Below are 17,976 nucleotides of genomic sequence, written 5' to 3' on the forward strand. Positions count from 1 at the left end.
CAAAGGCAAGTTTTGACGTAAAAATCAATTTTGTCAATGGAGCCTGCTGAAGCTTTCGGGGGCCTTCTAGAGAGTGCGGAGCTTGCCGATCAGGCAGGACAGGCGCCAGACGGCGACACCGACGGCGAGGGTGATGACCAGGACCGCCCAGGCGGGCATGAGTGGCAGCAGCGGCAGGAAGACGACGTAGTGGGTCAGGTAGACGTAGAGCGAGCCGCCCGCGAGCAGGCCGCTGAGCCGCACGAGTGGGCCGGGGACCTGGAGCTGGGGGACGAACAGCACCAGCAGCAGGCCGCCGACGACGATGGCGTCGCGGATCGGGTCGTCGAAGTAGCCGGGGACGACCAGCAGGGTCAAGATCACCGCGGCGACCCGCTGTGACGGGGTGGCGGCACGTTGCACCAGCCAGCCGAGGACGAACAGCCACAGGACGCCGTGCAGGCTCATGTCGCGGGCGGAGAAGCCGTTGGCGGTGGGCACGTGCTCCGCGGGCACGCGCGCGATCAACGTCAGGATGAGCATTCCCGCCGCGAGCGCGAAGCTGTTGGTGACGGCGAGGCGGCGGACCATGGGGACGGCGAAGAGCAGCGCCATGAGCACGAGGATCTGGACGAGGACTTCGACGTACCAGTAGGCGATCGTGCCGGACTGGACGAAGTTGTTGACCAGCAAGACGTTGGGGACGACGACGTTCTCGGCCTCGATCGACCGCCACGCCAACCACAGCGACGACGGCACGGCGATCCGTGCGGCGGCGCGGGCGATGCGGCCCGCCATGCGGGTCGGGTCGACGGGGGCGATGGCGAACCGGGCGAAACTCCAGCCCGCGATGACGAGCAGCAGGTGGGCGCCGCCCCAGACCTGGGTGAGGCCGATGTGGGTGGCGACGATGAGGGTGATCGCGAGCGCGCGCAGGGCGATGTTGGTTTCCAGCGACCGCAGCCTGCCGTGTTTGACGCTCGCCGCTTCGAGGTCGCGGACCGGCATGGTGTGCCAGCCCTCTGGGACGTGGCCCAGGAGGCGTTCGAGGTCGATGGAGGCGCGCACGTAGGTCAGCGAGTCACCACCGAGGCTGACGAAGGTGGCGTCGTCGGGAATGTCGACCCGGTTGAGCGCCCGCCGATAGATCCCCCGAACCGATCCGCCCGACTCGCCTGAACCCTTCGAACGGCTCGAACGGCCGTCGCGCAGCCCCCGCCCGACCCCGGGGGGACGTCCCTTGGCCAGTCTATCGGGACGGGGTGACGGATGATCTTGGTTGGCGGTGGTGTGTGGACAACTCGACGGGTGGGGATGGTCGGGTGTCGGTGCGGGGGTGTGAGGGCCGCGGTGTCGGGGGGACGGTGTAAGGGCGGCGGACTGGGCGGGGCACGTTGCGCCGTCGGTGGCGCAGGGTGGCTCGCCGGGCGAGTGCGTGGGGCGTGGGGCGGTGGCGGGCAGGTGTGCCCCGCGCGCGGCCGGGTCGAGGGTGTGGGTGGCGTCGCCGTGCCGGGTGGGCGTCTGGATGGCGGCGTAGTCGAGTTTGCCGGTGGACAGGCGGGGGAGCGTGCCGTACTCGCGGACCTCGATCACGTGATTCGGGAGGCCGGCGCGGGACCTGACCACGTCCACGGCGGCTGGGATGTCCTGGCCGTGGGTGAGCGCGATGATGAGGGTGGCGTCGTCGCCCGTGGTGGCGGCGTGGAAGCCGGCTGCCACGAGGGTTTTTTCGATTTCGTCGAGGTCCACGCGGAGGCCGAAGAGTTTGACGAAGCGGCTTTTGCGGCCGATGACCTCGTAGAGGCCATCCGGCGCCCGTCGGGCGAGGTCGCCGGTGGGAAGCGCGCCGAGGGTGGCGCCCAGGGCCAGGTCCGCGGGGGTTCGGGCGTAGCCCATCATCACATTGGGGCCGCGGTAGACCAGTTCCCCGTCCGGGCGGATCTCGAAGGAGCCGCCGGGGATGGGGACGCCGATGGCCTCGGGCCGGGTCGCGGCCAGGTCCGGGGGAAGGTAGGCCATACGGGCGGTCGCTTCGGTCTGCCCGTACATCACGAAGAACCGCCAGCCACCCGCCGCCCCCAGCGCGGCGTAGCGGCGGACCTGCGCCGGGGCGAGGCGACCGCCCGCCTGGGTCACGTAGCGCAGCGACGGGAGGTCGCGGTCGGCGAAACCCGCTCGGTCGAGCAGGTCGAACGTGTACGGCACGCCGTGCAGGCTGGTGCCGCCGTGGGCGCGGAAGGTCTCCCAGAAGCACTTGTCGACCACCGAGTGGTCACTGAGCAGCAGCGCCGCCCCGCGCGCGAGGTTGCTGTTGATCACCGACAGGCCGTAGCAGTAGTGCATCGGCAGGGTCATGGCCGCGCGGTCGGTCTCGCGGATGTCCAGGTAGGACGCGATCGACTCCGCGTTGGCCTGCACGTTCGCCGCCGAGAGCCGCACGAGCTTGGGGGAGCCGGTGCTGCCCGAGGTGGACAGCAGCAGCGCCAGATCCGGGTGCAGGTCGTGCGCGGTGCCCGTGCGCCGCTCGTGGAGGCCGGTCGCGGTGTGGACGACGTCCGGATCGTAGGCCGCGGTCAGCTCGTCCACTTGGGACCCGGTGAGCAGCACTGGATGACCGCCGCGCAGCGCGGCCAGGTAGGTGACCAGGGAATCGACGTCGTTGGCCGTCGCGACCAGCACGAGCCTTCGGGTCGTACCCAGGGTGTCGGCTGTGGACTCGACCCGCTCGGCGAGTTCCCGATAGGTCAGCGAACCCTCACGGGTGACGACCGCGACCCGGTCACCGAAGTCCGCCAGCGCGCGCACGAACGGGACCCCGAGAGCCACGGGCGCGCTGAGCAGCTCCATGGTTGATCCTCGGCGTCGACGGTGGGACACATGCCGAGGTGAGCATAGGCTAACCAACCTTGCGGGTCATCCGTCATTCGCGTCACAGCTCAGCCGAGGCGACGCTCCGGGTAGCCCAGTTCGATATCGCTGACGTCGTCGAGCGCGGCCCGGATGGCGGGCGGCAGTTCCAGTTCCTCGGCGATCAGCGACCCGAGCAGTTGCGCGGTGTCGCGGGCGCCGACGACCGGCGCCACGACGCCTGGCCGGTCCCGCACCCACGCCAGCGCCACGGCCAGCGGCGAGGTGCCCAGCCCGTCAGCGGCTGTCGCGACCGCCTGGACGATCCGACCGGCCCGGTCGGTGCGGTGCTGCTCCACATAGGACGCGTACTTCGCCGACGCCCCACGGGAATCCGCCGGGGTGCTCGTGCGGTACTTGCCGGTGAGCACACCTCGGCCCAGCGGCGCCCACGGCAGGATACCCAGCCCGTGGTGCTCGGCCGCAGGCACGACCTCACGTTCGATCCCGCGCTCCAGCAGCGAGTACTCGACCTGCGTGCTCACCAGCGGCGCGGCCCCCGCGGTGAACGCCTGGCGGCTCGCGGCGGTCGCGGTCTGCCAGCCGGTGTAGTTCGAGATGCCCGCGTAGCGGACCTTGCCGCTGCGCACCGCCGCGTCGACCGCGGCCAGGGTCTCCTCCAGCGGCACCGTCGCGTCCCAGGCGTGCAGCTGCCACAGGTCGACGTGGTCGGTGTCAAGCCGGTTCAGCGACTGCTCGAGCGCCGTGAGCAGCGCGCCGCGGGAAGCACCACCGCCGAACGGGCCGTCGGTGCGCCGCGCGACCGCCTTGGTCGCCAGCACGATCGAGTCGCGCGGGACCACGTCGTCGAGCAGGGCGCCGAGGATGGTCTCGGCCTCCCCGTCGGAGTAGACGTCGGCGGTGTCCACAAAGGTGCCGCCCACGTCGACGAACGCGCTCAACTGACTGGCGGCCTCATCCGGCTCGGTGTCCCCGCCCCAGGTCATCGTGCCCAAAGCCATCCGGGACACCCTCAGCCCACTACGCCCGAGGTGTCGTTGCTCCACGGGCAGGGAGCCTAGGCGGCGATCGCGCCTGAGTGCGCACGCCACTCCGAGCCCCCTGGCAGCCCGTCCTACCGGCAAGTAATGTCGCCGGAATGCGACTGGGACTGAACATGGGCTACTGGGGCGCCGGGAACGATGCCGCCAACCTCGAACTGGCCAAGGAGGCCGACCGGCTGGGCTACTCGGTGGCCTGGGTCGCCGAGGCCTACGGCAGCGACGCGCCCACGGTGCTGGCCTGGGTGGCGGCGCAGACCGAGCGGATCGACATCGGCAGCGCGATCCTGCAGATCCCCGCGCGCCGCCCGACCATGACGGCGATGACCGCGGCCACCCTCGACACCCTCTCCGGCGGCCGGTTCCGCCTGGGCCTTGGCGTGTCCGGGCCGCAGGTCTCCGAGGGCTGGTACGGCGTCAAGTTCGACAAGCCGCTGGGCCGCACCCGCGAGTACGTCGAGATCGTGCGCCAGGCGCTGCGCCGCGAGCGGGTCGCCTACCAGGGCAAGCACTTCGTGCAGCCACTGCCCGACGGCCCCGGCAAGCCGCTGAAGCTGACCGTGCACCCGGTCCGCGAGCAGATCCCGATCTACCTGGCCTCCATCGGACCGAAGAACCTCGAGCTCACCGGTGAGATCGCCGACGGCTGGCTGGCGATCTTCTACTCGCCCGAGCACGGCCGCGAGTCCCTGGAGCTGATCGCGAAGGGGCGGGCGAAGGCGGGCAAGACCCTCGACGGGTTCGACGTCGTCCCGACCACCCCGATCGTCGTCGGCGACGACTGGAAGGCCGCCGCGGACACCGTGCGCCCCTACGCCGCCCTCTACGTCGGTGGCATGGGCAGCCGCGAGCAGAACTTCTACAACCAGCTCGCGTGCCGCATGGGCTACGAGGCCGAGGCCGCCGAATGCCAGGACCTCTACCTCGCCAAGGACTACGCCGGCGCGGCCGCGAAGGTGCCGCTCGGCTTCATCGACGACACCGCACTGCTCGGCCCCAAGGAGCGCATCGCCGAGAAGATGCAGGCCCTGGCGTCGTCGGGGGTCACCACACTGACCGTTTCGCCCATCCTGCAAGATCTGGAGCAAGCCAAGGCGGCCCTGCGCGTCGCCGTCGATGCTCTGGATCTCGCGGGAGTCGGTAGTTGACCTGGTTTCAAGCCATTGTCCTCGGCATCGTCCAAGGTCTGACCGAGTTCCTCCCGATCTCCTCGTCAGCGCACATCCGCATCGTCTCCGAACTGTGGTTCGGGGGCGACGCGGGCGCCTCGTTCACCGCGGTCATCCAACTCGGCACCGAGGCCGCGGTGATCATCTACTTCGCCAAGGACATCTGGCGGCTGATCAAGGCGTGGTTCCGCGGCCTGCTCAACGCCGGAGCGCGTGCGGACCCGGACTACAAACTCGCCTGGTACGTGGTCATCGGGTCGATCCCGATCAGCCTGCTGGGCGTGCTGTTCAAGGACGAGATCCGCAGCGGCCTGCGCAACCTGTGGATCACCGCGATGGTCCTGATGATCTTCGCGGTGATCCTGGCCGTGGCCGACGAGACCGCCAAGCTCAAGCGTGACTCGCTGAGGATGAAGGACAGCATCTTCATGGGCCTGGCGCAGGCGATGGCGCTGATCCCCGGGGTGTCGCGCTCCGGCGGAACACTCACCGCGGGCCTGTTCCTCGGGCTCAACCGGGAATCAGCGGCCACCTACTCGTTCCTGCTGGCCATCCCCGCGGTGTTCGGCGCCGGGATCTTCTCCATCCCCGACGTCCTCGACCGCAGCGGACCCGGCCTGCAGGCCGACATCCCGCAGACCATCGCCGCCACCGCGGTGTCCTTCGTCGTCGGCTACGCCTGCGTCGCGTGGTTGCTGCGCTACGTCTCCAAGCACAGCTACATGGTCTTCGTCTGGTACCGCATCGCCTTGGGCGCGGTGCTGTGCGGCCTGCTCGCCACCGGCGTCGTCGACCCGATCTGACCGACGGGGTCGGGCCGCGCCGTAAGCTCGGACCCGTGGCCACAGTCGTTCTGCTCCGACACGCCCGATCCACCGCCAACGGCTCCGGCGTCCTCGCCGGGCGCTCCGAAGGGGTGCACCTCGACGACACCGGGCGGGCCCAGGCCGACGGTCTCGTCGCCCGGCTCGCCGACGTCCCGCTGCGCGCCATCGTCTCCTCACCGCTGACCCGGTGCGCGGAAACCGTCGCCCCGCTCGCGGCCGACCGCGGACTCGTCCCCGTCACCGAGGACGCGCTCGCCGAGGTCGACTACGGCTCCTGGACCGGGCGCGCGCTCAAAGACCTGTTCTCCGAACCGCTGTGGAAGGTCGTGCAACAGCACCCGTCCGCCGCGGTGTTCCCCGGCGGCGAGGGCTTGGCCGCGGTGCAGTCCCGCGCGGTCGCCGCCGTGCGCGCGCACGACGCGAAGATCACCGCCGAGCACGGCGACCACGCGGTCTGGCTGCTGTGCAGCCACGGCGACGTCATCAAGGCGATCCTGGCCGACGCCTTGGCACAACACCTCGACTCGTTCCAGCGGATCATCGTCGACCCGTCGTCGGTGTCGGTGGTGCGCTACACCGAGACCCGGCCGTTCGTGCTGCGGATGAACGACCTGGGCAACGCGCTCGCAGGCGTCGTCCCGCCCGAGCCCAAGCCCGAGGAGGACGCGGTCGCCTCCGGTGACGCCGTCGTCGGAGGCTCCACCGGCGCCTGATTTCGACACGGAACGGCCAACGGCCGCGGCCGACCTGTCACCATCATGCGATCATGCGGCCTCCGATCGAACGGATCGGCCGTGAGCTAGGAGCATGGATGACGCACGACCTGGAAGACCTCCCGGCGGCCCCCGAGGTCTCACCAGCCGCGGACGCGCGTCCGGGCTCGGCGACCGCGGCGGCGGTGCTCGCCTTCATCCAGGCCGGGATCACCGCGACGACCACGCTGACCATGTTCGACTTCAACGCCGAGGCCTGGATGAGCCTGCTGGTCAGAGTCGCCCAGCTCATCGGCGTGGGCCTGCTGGCCTACGGCGGAATCCAGCTGATGCAGGGCAAGAGCAGGACCCCGCTCGTCGCGGGCGCCGTCCTGGAGCTGGTCATCTGCCTGGGGTACCTGGTGGTCTTCCTGCTCATGCCGACACTCGGCCTGGCATCCGTCGCCGGCGTCCGAGCCGTCCTGGTCCTCATCGCGCTGCTGTTCGCGGTGCTGCCCACGATCAGCCTCATCCAGGCGCGGCGCGGCACCACCACCGCCTGGCTGGGATCGTGCCGAGCCCGCTGATGACCCCCGACCGGCCAGGTGTGGTGCTGTCGGCCGCGGCGTTGGCGTTCGTCCAGGGAGCCGCCACCGCGATGACGACGATCTACATGCTCATGGTCGGCATCCTGCGCGACGACTCCGCCGCTCCGGCCGTCCTCGGGCTCGCGGTGCTGCAGGTCATCGGGCTGTACCTGCTGGTCCACGGCGGGATCATGCTGCTGCATGGCCGCGGCCGCAAGGTGTTGACCAGTGGCAACGCCGTGCAGCTCGTCCTGTCGTGCCTGTGGATCGCCACCGCGGTCGAGTTCGGCGGCGACATCGAGGTGCACGACCCCGCGGGTGGGCAGGCCGTGGTCACCCGCTTCGCCGTGGCGTTCGCCGTGCTGCCGGTCATCAGCCTGATCCAGACCTGGCACCGCGACACAACCGCCTGGCTGCGCTCGACCTGACTTGTCCTGACCGGCGTGCGCTTCCAGCCCGGCCGCTACTGAGCGAGCAGCTCGATCTGGGCCAGGCTGACCGCGCCTTCGAAGACCAGCGCGTAGTGGCGATACGGGCCCGGCGCCTTCACCTTGAAGGGCCGGGTTTGCCTGCGCCACGGAAACTCCTGGTCGGTGCGCTGGTCCAGTTCGTCCCAGATCACCCCGTCCATCGACCCGCGCAGCACCCAGTCGGTCGGGTCCGGACCCTCGCCGCCTGAGGTCAGGGTGTAGATCAGCACCTCGCCCGGGCCCGTCTCGATCTCCACCGCAACGTCCACAAGGGACTCTGTGCGCGTCGTGTCGTCGAACAGCGGACCTGCCATGCCCTGGGTGAGGTCGCGCAGCGGTGGGCCCGCGCCCACCGGCGGGGGAGCGGCGTCGGGACCGGTGCCCCAATCCGAGGGTTCCGGACCCATCTCGAACTCCAGTCGGGCGCCCTCGGCGAGGATCTCGTGGCTGATGTAGGTCAGCCGGTACGGCTCGCCGTTGACCCGCAGGCTCTGCACGTACACGTTGCGCCTGCCGTGGTTCGACGCCGTCACCACCAACTCCCGGCCGTTCTCCAGCCGCACTACCGCGCGCGGGAACAACGGCGAGCCGATCGAGTAGGTGGGGCTGCCCACGCGCAACGGGTAGAAACCCAATGCGCTGAACAGGAACCAGGCCGACATCTCGCCGTTGTCCTCGTCGCCCACGTACCCCTGGCCGATCTCACTGCCCTGGTAGAGCCGCGCCAGCACGTCGCGCACCTTCTCCTGGGCGCGCGCGGGCTGCCCTGCCTGGGTATAGAGGTACGGGATGTGGTGGGCGGGCTGGTTGCTGTGCCCGTACTGCCCCATCCGCACGTCGCGCGCCTCGGTCATCTCGTGGATGACCCGGCGGTAGGACCCCGGGTGTGTGCCCGTCTCGGGGGTGGCGAAGTACTCGTCGAGCTTCGCGGCCATCTTGTCGCGGCCGCCGTAGAGCTCCGCCAAACCGGCTCCGTCATGCGGGACGGCGAACGCGGCGGTCCACCCGTTGGTCTCGGTGTAGTCGTGGCCCCAGACCTTCGGGTCGTAGGACGCGGGCGAGCACCGCCACCCCTCGGCCGCACGGCCCTGGAAGAACCCGATCCGCTCGTCGAAGTGGTGGACGTAGTGCCGGGCCCGGTCGAGGAAGTAGGCATGGTTGTCCTCATCGCCCAACGCGGCGGCGAGGTTGGCGATGCCGAAGTCGTTGACACAGCCCTCCATCGCCCACGACAGGCCCTCATGGGTGCTGGTCGGCGTGTAGTGCAGGAAGATCGACCGCTCCAGCCCCTTGCGGCCCACCGACTCGTCCGGCGGCGTCACCGTCGCGTTGCGCAGGGCCGCGGCGTAGGCGTCGCGGACGTCGAAGCCGCGCACACCCTTGAGGTAGGCGTCGGCGAACGCGACGTCGGAGCTGGTGCCGGTCATCAGGTTGGCGTAACCGGGGGAGGACCACCGCGAGACCCACCCGCCGTCGCGGTACTGCTGCAGGAACCCGTCGATCAGCTCACCGCAGCGGGTCGGGGCGAGCAGGGCGTACGCGGGCCAGCAGGTGCGGTAGGTGTCCCAGAACCCGTTGTTGACGAACACTTTGCCCTCGACGATGGCGGGCGGGCTCACCGGGCTGGCGTAGCGCGGACCCGACGCGGTCTCCTCGTATCCGGAATTCGGATAGAGGAACAGCCGATACAGACACGAGTACAGCGTCGTCAGCTCGTCCTCGCTCGCCCCCTCGACCTCCACCCGACCGAGCAACTGCGCCCACTGGGCCCGCGCCCGATCACGCACCGACTCGTACGTGTCGTCCGGACCGATCTCCGTCTCGAGGTTGCGCCGCGCCTGCTCGGGGCTGATCAGCGACGTCGCGATCCGCACCGTCAGCACCGTCTCGCCCTCGGCCTCCGGCTCGAACCGCACCAGCGCGGTCCGCGCCCACGCGAGCCCCCGCAGCCGGTGCCCGGCCTCGCGGACCGGGCGGTCCACGGTGGCGTGCACGAACATCCGTCCCGCCCCCACCGACAGGCCGCTGCGGACATCGGAGTGCCCGGTGATCGTCCCGTCCGGCGCGACCCGCACCGCCCCGCCGAGACCCACGTTGTCGAGCACCAGGTTCGCCTGACCCGGCGGGAAGGTGAACCGCAGCACCGCCGCGTGGTCTGTGGGCGCCACCTCCGCCCGGATCCCGTTGTCGAACCGCACCTCGTAGCAGTGCGGCCGGGCGAGCTCGTCGTCCCGGCCGAACGTCAGCGCCCGCGCCTCCCGCCCCACCTTCGTCTCCCGCGTCGGCATGAGGTGGAAGGTGTGCCGGTCACCCATCCACGGGCTGGGCTGGTGGCTGATCCCGATGGCCTGCAGCGCGGGCCGGTTCCCCGGGGTCGACCCGCGGTGGTACTCGTAGAACCAGTTCGTCACCGCCGCGTTCGTCACCGGCGTCCAGAAGTTGAACCCGTGCGGCACCGCCGTCGCCGGAAAAGTATTGCCCCGGGAGAACTCGCCCGACGAGTGCGTCCCGCGCGTGGTGAGCACCCGGTCGACCGGGTCGAGCACCCGCCGCGGGACCGACTCGATCGCGAGGTCGTCGATCCACCCCGCGAACTCCGCCGGGCCCTCCGGACCGCGGTAGGCCACCAGGATCCGGGTGATCGTCCGGCCCGCCGCCACCTCGCCCAACCGCACCGACCGGTGGTTCCACTGGTCCGGGAACAGCGCCCGCGACCCGCCCTGCCCCAGCGGGGTCATCGGAAACCCCAGCTGGTCCACCGCGCCGAGCTCGCCGAGATAGGTGCCGTCGTCGAACAGCAGGTCCACGGCCACATACGTGCTCGGATACCGCAGGTCGCCGCCCACCAGCTCCGGGAAAACCACGTAGCTCAGCACGGTGTCCGCCACTACCGGGATCTCCGTCCAGAACACCCGGTTCGTCTGGAAGCCGACCCCCGCCGCCGTGTGCGCGCCCTCGTACCGGAGCGCACACGAACCGGTGAAACCGACACCCGGCCGGGCGGCGGGCGCGTCGGCCGGACCGCCCTCCACCCTGGTCCGCAGCGTCGCCCCACCCGACACCGCCGCGCCGCGCGCCGACACCTCCACGGTGTCCGACCAGGTCGGGACGGCATCATCGGACTCGAACGACGTGCGGAAGGTCATTGATCAAGGGTAGGCCGAAATTCGAGTGGTCGGGGCCGCGACGCACCCGGCATGATGGGCACCGGCGGGTGTCGACGAGGAAGCGGCGCCCGCCCACCCATCTTCGACGGTGACCGAGCTCATCCCACCCGCCCGGCGGGTTGCTACCAGCCGGTACCCGCCCGGCCCATAAGGTCGCCCCAACATCGAACTCTGTCGGGGAGGACCATGCGATGACGTCTGGGGCCGGGGAATCGTTCGTGGCCGATGTCGATCTCGACGCCTGGCGGCGACCACTGGTCCCCTGGGTCGCGGGCGGGGTGCTCGCCCTGCTCGCGGTGATCATCGCCACCGTCGCCGACGTGATCGGTGCCGGCGTCGCGATCCTCCTGATCGGCGCCGCGCTCGCCGCCCCGGGCGCCAAACTCGGTGCCTACTACTTCCGCCGCCACCGCCGCGAGTCACCGCTGCTGATCGACGTGACCGGCGTGCGGCTGCCCACCGGCCAAGGCCCCGCCTTCCTGCCATGGGACACCGTGCGCCAGGTCGTCGTCGACGGCCCCACCCTGCGCTTCCGGCTCCGCGCGGGCGTCACCCCAGGCACCGCGGGCGTGACCGGCCTGCACCGGCGCGACGCCTGGCCGGTCGCCTCCGGCCCCGGCCTGCCCGTGGACACCCGCCTGTTCACCCGCGGCCGCGACGAGATCCTCGACGCGGTCAACCGCTTCTCCGCGGGCCGCGTCAAGGCCTCGACCGGCTGAGGTTCACTCACTTGGAGTGATCACACAGCGACGTCCCGCCGCTACAGTTCGCGAGGCCCGGCGGAGACCTCCGCGAGGCCGAGACGACGGCTGGAGGTGTGCGGCCATGATCGGAACGCGCCGCCGCGTTCGTTCACCGCTGCTCGACCTGGTGCGGCTGCCCCCGGTCCGCCGCCACGGCGCGGGCTCGCCCGACATCGCCATCGGACTCGTCAGCGGCGACAACGACATCACCGCCCTCGCAGGCGTCCTGAGCGGCGACGCGCTCTCGGTCAGCCCCCTGTGCCCGATCCTGCCCCGCGGCTGCCCCGACGCGGGCGTCACCCCGAGCGAGTTATCGGTGACCCTGGGGGAGCTGCTCGACGGCCCAGCGAACGTCATCGCCATCGGCGCCTGCCTGCTCGAGGGCGGCGTGCACGAACGACGCATCCTCGCCGAGACCCTCGACCGGGCCGCCGACCGCGGGGTACTCATCATCGCCGCGGGCGGACCCCACACCGATCTGACCACCCACTCGTGGGTGCTGCCCGTCTCCTCCTGCTCACCGTCGGGCCGGGTCAGCTGGTTCGTCGAACTCGAGGACGACCCCCGCGGCCTGCTCGCGCCCGGCGAGGACCTCCCCGGGGCCACCGGGCCCGCCACCGGCAACGGCGTCGCCGCCGCCCTCGTCGCCGGGACCGCCGCGCTGCTGCTCTCGCTGCACCCTCTCGCGGGCGGACACCGGGTCCGCTCCGCCCTGTCCATCGGCGCCACCAACCCGCGCCGCAGCGGCCCGCCGCTGCTCGACGCGACCCGTGCCCACGAACACCTCGGGCTGCTCAACTTCGCCGCCGGGTGACATGGCGGACCCTGTGTGTCCGCTCACCCAAGCGGCACGTCCGCCGCACGTGAGCCGTTCGGCGGCTACCTCAGGTGACCAATCGCACGCGTGCGGTACCGCCGTAATGACCATTGCGCGAAAGCGGTCCGCGTGCCCTGTGTAATCTCAACCCACGATGGCCACCACCACAGATCCGTCTCCAGACGTGGAAGAGTCCTTGGTCGCAGAGAAGATTGAGCACGCTGAAGCCCCCGCCGCCGTCGAGCCCAGGGGCCCCCTTCCCGTGCGCACGATCGCCCTCGGCACCGCAGGCAGCCTGATGATCCTCATCAGCGCGTTCGGCGCCGCGGGCATCCTCGTCAGCGACCCCGTCCTCGGCCACGGCCCGTTGTCGTGGATCAGATACGGCCACGGCCGCATGCTGGCCACCGTCGTGCTCTACCTCGGCTTCGCGCTCGTCGTGTGGGCCTGGATCCGGCTGGGCAGGCACGTGCTCGCAGGCCGGGTCGGGTCCCGACCGGTCCTCGTCGCCGCCGCGTGCTGGATGGGCCCACTGCTCATCTCGCCACCGGTGTTCACCCGTGACGTGTTCTCCTACCTCGCCCAGGGCGCGCTGCCGCTCTACGGCCAGGACCCGTACGCGGTCGGTCCGATCGTGCTGGGCCTGCAGGAACTCGTGCAGAACGTGCACCCGTTCTGGCAGACCACGCCCGCGCCGTACGGGCCGTTGTTCATCCTCTTGGCCAAGGGCATCGCCGCGGTAGCCGGGACGAACATGATCCTCGGCGTCATCCTCATGCGCCTGGCGCTGCTGATCGGCCTCGGCCTGCTGCTGTGGGCCCTGCCCGGCTTGGTCCGCCACCTCGGCGGCAACCTGCCGACCACCCTGTGGCTGGCCATCGCGGGCCCGATGACCGTCGTGCACCTCGTCGGCGGCCCCCACAACGACCTGCTGATGGTGGGCTTCCTCGCCGCGGGCACGCTGTGCGTGCTCGACCGCAAGCATGTCGTGGGCATCCTCCTGGTCACCCTCGGCGCCGCGGTCAAGGCCACCGCCGCGATCGCCCTGCCGTTCCTGGTGTGGGTGTGGGCGGGCCACCTGAACTCGACGTTCTGGAAGAACTTCGCCCGCGCCTGCGCCGCCTCCGTCGGCATCTTCGTCGGCGCGTTCGCCGCGACGACCTGGCTCGCCGGGGTCAACCTGGGCTGGTTCAAGGCCCTGCAGGCACCCGCGATGATCGTCAACTGGCTGTCGATCCCGACCGCCGTCGGCGAGATCGTCCACACGGTCGTCAACGTCGTCATCGACGCGAACAAGAGCTGGTTCGTCAACACCGCCCGCGCCATCGGCGGCCTGCTGTTCTTCGCCATCGCGATCCGCCAGTGGTGGCTGTCCCGACACGGCGGCTCCGACGCGGTCCGCCGCATGGCGTTCATCCTGTTCGCCGTCGCGGTCCTCTCGCCCGCCACCCTGCCGTGGTACCTCACCTGGGGCTTCGTGATCGCCGCCGCACTGCCGTGGCAGCGCCGCCAGCTGGCGATCCTGGCCAGCGCCGCGGTGTTCCTGGTGCTGACCTACTCGCCCGCGGGCGAGGACCTGCTCTACAACTGGCCGTTCATCGCGGGCGCCATCGCGGTGTCGGTGCTGGCGGGGATCTCCCTGCTGCGCAACGACCCGCTGGGCCTGTTCGGCGAACGCCAGGAACTGGTCACCCTTCCCGCGAAGGTCTGACTGCGCTCTGCGCGAAACCGCAGGCTAGGCGCGTGATCACGCGCCTAGCCTCGCGGGCATGCTGATCACCGAAAACCTCACCCTGATTCGTTTCCCAGTGGGCCAGGCCTACCTGTGGCGCGACAGCGACGACCTCACGCTGATCGACACCGGAGCGGCGGGGTCAGCCCAGACCATCGCCGACGCGGTTACCGGCTTGGGGCTGACCACGGCGGCGATCAAGCGGATAGTGCTCACCCACGGCCACAACGACCACACCGGCAACGCGGCCGAAGTCCGCACCTGGCACGGCGCCCCCGTGTTCGCCCACCACGCCGACGCGCCGCTGGTTCGTGGGGATGCGGCGCCACCGGTGCCGGTGCTGCAGGACTGGGAACGCCCGCTCTACGACTCGATCGTCCCGACTGTCCCCGACGCGGTCCCTTGTCCAGTGGATGTGGAGCTCGAAGGCGGGGAAATCCTGCCGTTCGGCGGGGGAGCGCAGGTGTTGTCGGTGCCCGGGCACACCGATGGCAGCGTCGCGTTCTTCCTGCCCGAACACCGAGTGCTCTTCTGCGGCGACACCATCGCCCGCCACGAGAACCAGGTGATCCTCGGCGTGTTCAACTCCGACCCGGACCGCGCGATGGAATCGTTGCGGCGTCAGTCGGAACTCGACGTGGTCATCGCTTGCTTAGGCCACGGTGACCCAGTTGTGGGCGAAGCAGCCACGGCGCTGCGTTCGGCGCTCGCCACGCACTCGACCGCCTAAGAAACGCGACCCGGCCCCACACGGACCAGCCCCAGACAGACCCAGCGCCCCAACCATCCGCAGCCATCCAACGAAAACGCACGGGTGGGTGGTGTTCGCCGCGAGTCGGCTTCATCTGGGGGAGAAGGACATAGACGCGCCTGGCGCGGGGCGGTTTCTCCTGCCCGCTTTACCGTGCAGGTCCTTCTCCGGGCTCCCCAGATCAAGCCGACTCGGCGAACACCACCGAGCCGTGCGCCCCCGCCTATACGAGCGCGGGCGAGTCCAACGTCAAAGTCCCGTTGTCGGCATCCAACACAGCGGCCGCACCGAGCGGCACAGTGAGCTGCCCAGGACAGTGCCCGAACCCAAGCTCCCACACCATCGGAACCCCAAGACTCCCCAACAAATCAGCCACAACCGGCCGCACATCCCCACATCCGGCCCAAGATCCCAAAGCGATCCCGGAAACCCCGGTGAACCACCCAGCCCGCAACAGCTGAGTCAACATCCGATCCACCCGGTAAGGCTTCTCGGTCACATCCTCCAGCAACAAGATCGACCCGTCCGGCGGCGGAGCAGCCCCAGGCGCCCCCAGCATCCCGACGATCAAGCTCAGGGTCCCGCCGACAGTCACTCCCGAAGCGACCCCATGCCCAGCAGTCGCGGTCCGGGGACCGATCAACTCCAGCACCGACTCCGGCGAGAACAACGTAGACCGCAGATGCGACTGCGCCAAAGGGTCGAACAAGTGGCCCGCGATCATCGGCGCGAACAACGTCGACAGGTTCAGGGCAGCGCCGATCTCGTCGTGCAGGACCGTGACGTCGCTGGACCCGGCGAACACCTTCGGGCCCGCCGCCGCCATCGCGTCGAGGTCGAGCAGGTCGACCATCCGCTGGCACCCGTACCCGCCGCGGGCGCAGAACACCGCGTCGATGTCGGGGTCGCACCACGCCCGCACCAGGTCGGCGGCCCGGTCGGCGTCGCGGCCCGCCAGGTACGGCAGCGTGGGGTGCCGGTCGAGGACGTGTTTGCCGAGCTCGACCCGCAACCCCCACGACTCCAGCACCGCCACGCCCCGCTCAAGCTGCTCGGGGTCCACCGGGCCCGCGGGCGCCACCACGGCGACCGTCGACCCGGGGCCGAGCCTGCGTGGGCGGGCCCGCGTCACCTGCGCAGCTCCAGCACGGGCACACCGGGTGGGGTGAACCCGAAGACCTGCCCGTAGAACGACAGCTCGCCCTCGTGCGCGGCGATGATCGACTCCGCTTTGCGGAACCCGTGCTGCTCGCCCTCGAAGGTCAGGTAGGCGTGGGGGACGCCGGTGCCGTCGAGCCCGGCGACGAACCGGTTGGCCTGCTCCGGCGGGCACACCTCGTCCTCCAGGCCCTGCAGCAGCAGCACCGGGCCCGCGAGCTTGTCGATGTGGTTGATCGGGGAGCGCTCGGTGTAGCGGTCGATGTGCTCGGGCAGCGAACCGACCAGGCCTTCGAGGTACCGGGACTCGAAGTCATGGGTCTCGCCGCCACCGCTGGTCCAGCTCGACAGGTCGAGGATGGGGAAGTGGATGGCGCCGCACGCGTAGGTGTCGACCGTGGTCATCGACGCGGCCGCCGTCCAGCCGCCCGCGCTGCCGCCGCGCACCGCGAGACGCTCCACGTCGGCCGTGCCCTCCGCGGCCAGCGCGGCCGCGACGGTCGCGCAGTCCTGGACGTCGACCACACCCCACTGCTCCTTGAGGACTTCGCGGAACTCGCGGCCGTACCCCGTGGAGCCGCCGTGGTTGACCGCGACGACACCGATGCCGCGGCTGGTGAAGTACGCCAGGCTCAGGCTCAGCACGGGGGAATAGGCCGAGGTGGGGCCACCGTGGACGTGCACCACATACGGGGGCAGCTCACCCTCGGGCGCGGCGAAGTCGGGGTTGGTCGGCGCCAGCACGTACGCGGGGATCTTCCGGCCGTCGGCGGCGACGAACGTCCGCTCGACCGGGCGCGGCAAGTACCGCTCGTCCGGTATCCCGGTCGACGGTTCCGACAGCACGCTCAGCTCACCGTTGGACAGGTTCAGCGACACCACCGCGGGCTCGGAGACCGGCCCACCCGCGACAGCGGTCACGACCCCGTCGACAGCGCTGAGGTCCGACGCCCAACTCGGCAGGTCGGTGTCGATGTCGGTGACGGTGCCGCTGCGCTCGTCGAGCACCGCGAGCCGCCCGCCACGCAGCACCACGAACCGGCCGCGGCCCAGTGGGGCGAACCACCGGTAGCCCAGCATCCACAGCGGCCCGCCGATCTCCTCCTCGCACGCGGCGAGGTTGACCGCGGTCCCGTCGAGTCCGACGCGGTGCAGGTTCCACCACCCCTGAGGGTCGGTGAGCACGAGCAGCGAGTCCTCGGCTTCCCACTCCACCTGGCACACCGCTTCACTCCCACCACCGGCCACGACCCGGTGCGGGCCGAACGAGCCGTCCGCGAGGACTTCCGCGACGCACAGTTCGGCGCTGTCCCACGGCATGTCCGGGTGCTCCCAGCCGAGCCACGCGGCGTAGCGCCCGTCGGGGCTGGGCTTGGGCGCGGTCATGAAGTGGTGCGACGCGACGAGCACCTGGGGTTCGCCACCGGAGAGCGGCACAGCCACCAGGTCACGGCGCACGTCGATGGGCAGGTCCCCGGTGACGGTCTCGCGCACGCACCACACGTGGGCGCCGTCCGGGCCCGCGATCAGGTCGGCGTAGCGCGCGCCCTGGGGCCGCCCGGGCTCCGGGCTGATCGGCGCGGGCTCACCCTTGCCCTCGATGTCGACGGTGTGGATCCGCTGATCGTCCCAGTTGGTGAACGCGACGACGTCGTCGAACACCACGTACGGGTTGCCGCCGTACTCATGGACCCGGTTGCGCACGTTCCAGGGCGCGGCGACCACGTCCCGCGCCCCGACCCCGTCATGGCGCACCAAGGCGAGGCGACCGCCGTCGGCGGGCCTGCTCTCGGTCCACCACACACCGGAGGCGTGCGTGCTCGTCCATCCGGGGCGTCGGCCCGACTGCGCCACCACGGCCGCGTCGATCGGCGATGCCCATGTCCCATACGAAGCGATCTTCACCACAGCAATGACACTACCGATCACCGGCGAAGAAGCGGATACCGTGGAGTGGTGACCCTCCCGACGGGGGC

The 17,976-nt window shown here is 70.6% G+C and carries 14 protein-coding genes; 9 read left to right on the forward strand and 5 right to left on the reverse strand.

Annotation, left to right across the window (positions count from 1 at the left end; all coding sequences use genetic code 11):
• Positions 1-66 precede the first annotated feature (66 nt).
• Positions 67-2,826 (reverse strand): AMP-binding protein, encoded by a 2,760-nt coding sequence (locus tag GPZ80_RS31985; RefSeq protein WP_222718760.1) that lies wholly within the window; start codon positions 2,824-2,826, stop codon positions 67-69.
• Between the two features lie 89 nt (positions 2,827-2,915).
• Positions 2,916-3,893: an aldo/keto reductase gene (locus GPZ80_RS02515; protein ID WP_187218087.1), complete on the reverse strand. Its 978-nt coding sequence runs from the start codon at positions 3,891-3,893 to the stop codon at positions 2,916-2,918.
• A 92-nt stretch (positions 3,894-3,985) separates the two neighbouring features.
• Here GPZ80_RS02515 and GPZ80_RS02520 point away from each other — a divergent pair, with 92 nt between their 5' ends.
• The 5 genes from GPZ80_RS02520 (at position 3,986) to GPZ80_RS02540 (ending at position 7,590) form a co-directional block, all read left to right on the forward strand.
• Entirely contained in the window at positions 3,986-5,035 is a 1,050-nt protein-coding gene (locus GPZ80_RS02520) for an LLM class F420-dependent oxidoreductase (RefSeq protein WP_187218088.1), read from the forward strand.
• A complete protein-coding gene (locus tag GPZ80_RS02525) occupies positions 5,032-5,859 on the forward strand; it encodes an undecaprenyl-diphosphate phosphatase (RefSeq protein WP_187218089.1) in 828 nt (275 codons plus the stop codon). Before GPZ80_RS02520 ends, GPZ80_RS02525 begins: the two co-directional genes overlap by 4 nt.
• Before the next feature lie 35 nt (positions 5,860-5,894).
• Complete coding sequence (locus GPZ80_RS02530; RefSeq protein WP_187218090.1) at positions 5,895-6,596, forward strand: histidine phosphatase family protein; 702 nt, start codon at positions 5,895-5,897, stop codon at positions 6,594-6,596.
• Between the two features lie 98 nt (positions 6,597-6,694).
• On the forward strand, positions 6,695-7,162 hold the full coding sequence (locus tag GPZ80_RS02535; RefSeq protein ID WP_187218091.1) for a hypothetical protein: 468 nt from the start codon (positions 6,695-6,697) through the stop codon (positions 7,160-7,162).
• Entirely contained in the window at positions 7,147-7,590 is a 444-nt protein-coding gene (locus GPZ80_RS02540; protein ID WP_187218092.1) for a hypothetical protein, read from the forward strand. The genes GPZ80_RS02535 and GPZ80_RS02540 overlap by 16 nt, the downstream gene beginning before the upstream one ends.
• Before the next feature lie 35 nt (positions 7,591-7,625).
• Here the strand turns inward: GPZ80_RS02540 and GPZ80_RS02545 are convergent, their stop codons facing one another.
• Positions 7,626-10,778, reverse strand: a complete 3,153-nt coding sequence (locus tag GPZ80_RS02545) for a GH92 family glycosyl hydrolase (RefSeq protein WP_187218093.1) — start codon at positions 10,776-10,778, stop codon at positions 7,626-7,628.
• Between the two features lie 239 nt (positions 10,779-11,017).
• Between GPZ80_RS02545 and GPZ80_RS02550 the strand changes: the two genes are divergently transcribed.
• From GPZ80_RS02550 to GPZ80_RS02565, 4 genes are all read left to right on the forward strand, one after another.
• Entirely contained in the window at positions 11,018-11,518 is a 501-nt protein-coding gene (locus tag GPZ80_RS02550; protein ID WP_222718762.1) for a hypothetical protein, read from the forward strand.
• A 106-nt stretch (positions 11,519-11,624) separates the two neighbouring features.
• Positions 11,625-12,356, forward strand: coding sequence for a S8/S53 family peptidase (locus tag GPZ80_RS02555; RefSeq protein WP_187218095.1), 732 nt, complete (start codon positions 11,625-11,627; stop codon positions 12,354-12,356).
• A gap of 157 nt (positions 12,357-12,513) precedes the next feature.
• Positions 12,514-14,070 carry a polyprenol phosphomannose-dependent alpha 1,6 mannosyltransferase MptB gene (gene mptB / locus GPZ80_RS02560; protein WP_187218096.1) on the forward strand — a complete coding sequence of 519 codons (1,557 nt, stop codon included), beginning with the start codon at positions 12,514-12,516 and terminating at the stop codon, positions 14,068-14,070.
• Between the two features lie 58 nt (positions 14,071-14,128).
• Positions 14,129-14,821 (forward strand): MBL fold metallo-hydrolase, encoded by a 693-nt coding sequence (locus GPZ80_RS02565; RefSeq protein WP_187218097.1) that lies wholly within the window; start codon positions 14,129-14,131, stop codon positions 14,819-14,821.
• A 244-nt stretch (positions 14,822-15,065) separates the two neighbouring features.
• On the opposite strand, the gene GPZ80_RS02570 is transcribed toward GPZ80_RS02565, so the two are convergent.
• Positions 15,066-15,974, reverse strand: coding sequence for a S66 peptidase family protein (locus tag GPZ80_RS02570; protein ID WP_187218098.1), 909 nt, complete (start codon positions 15,972-15,974; stop codon positions 15,066-15,068).
• Positions 15,971-17,908 carry a prolyl oligopeptidase family serine peptidase gene (locus tag GPZ80_RS02575; RefSeq protein WP_187218099.1) on the reverse strand — a complete coding sequence of 646 codons (1,938 nt, stop codon included), beginning with the start codon at positions 17,906-17,908 and terminating at the stop codon, positions 15,971-15,973. Before GPZ80_RS02575 ends, GPZ80_RS02570 begins: the two co-directional genes overlap by 4 nt.
• Positions 17,909-17,976: the final 68 nt, after the last annotated feature.

It is taken from the genome of Actinokineospora xionganensis (assembly GCF_014323725.1).
Classification (GTDB): Bacteria; Actinomycetota; Actinomycetes; order Mycobacteriales; family Pseudonocardiaceae; genus Actinokineospora; species Actinokineospora xionganensis.

What these genes read in the sequence shown, in the direction of transcription:
- GPZ80_RS31985 (WP_222718760.1), bottom strand. Translation starts at nt 2,826, where the DNA reads ATGGAGCTGCTCAGCGCGCCCGTGGCTCTCGGGGTCCCGTTCGTGCGC.
- GPZ80_RS02520 (WP_187218088.1), top strand. Translation starts at nt 3,986, where the DNA reads ATGCGACTGGGACTGAACATGGGCTACTGGGGCGCCGGGAACGATGCC.
- GPZ80_RS02535 (WP_187218091.1), top strand. Translation starts at nt 6,695, where the DNA reads ATGACGCACGACCTGGAAGACCTCCCGGCGGCCCCCGAGGTCTCACCA.
- GPZ80_RS02545 (WP_187218093.1), bottom strand. Translation starts at nt 10,778, where the DNA reads ATGACCTTCCGCACGTCGTTCGAGTCCGATGATGCCGTCCCGACCTGG.
- GPZ80_RS02555 (WP_187218095.1), top strand. Translation starts at nt 11,625, where the DNA reads ATGATCGGAACGCGCCGCCGCGTTCGTTCACCGCTGCTCGACCTGGTG.
- mptB (WP_187218096.1), top strand. Translation starts at nt 12,514, where the DNA reads ATGGCCACCACCACAGATCCGTCTCCAGACGTGGAAGAGTCCTTGGTC.
- GPZ80_RS02565 (WP_187218097.1), top strand. Translation starts at nt 14,129, where the DNA reads ATGCTGATCACCGAAAACCTCACCCTGATTCGTTTCCCAGTGGGCCAG.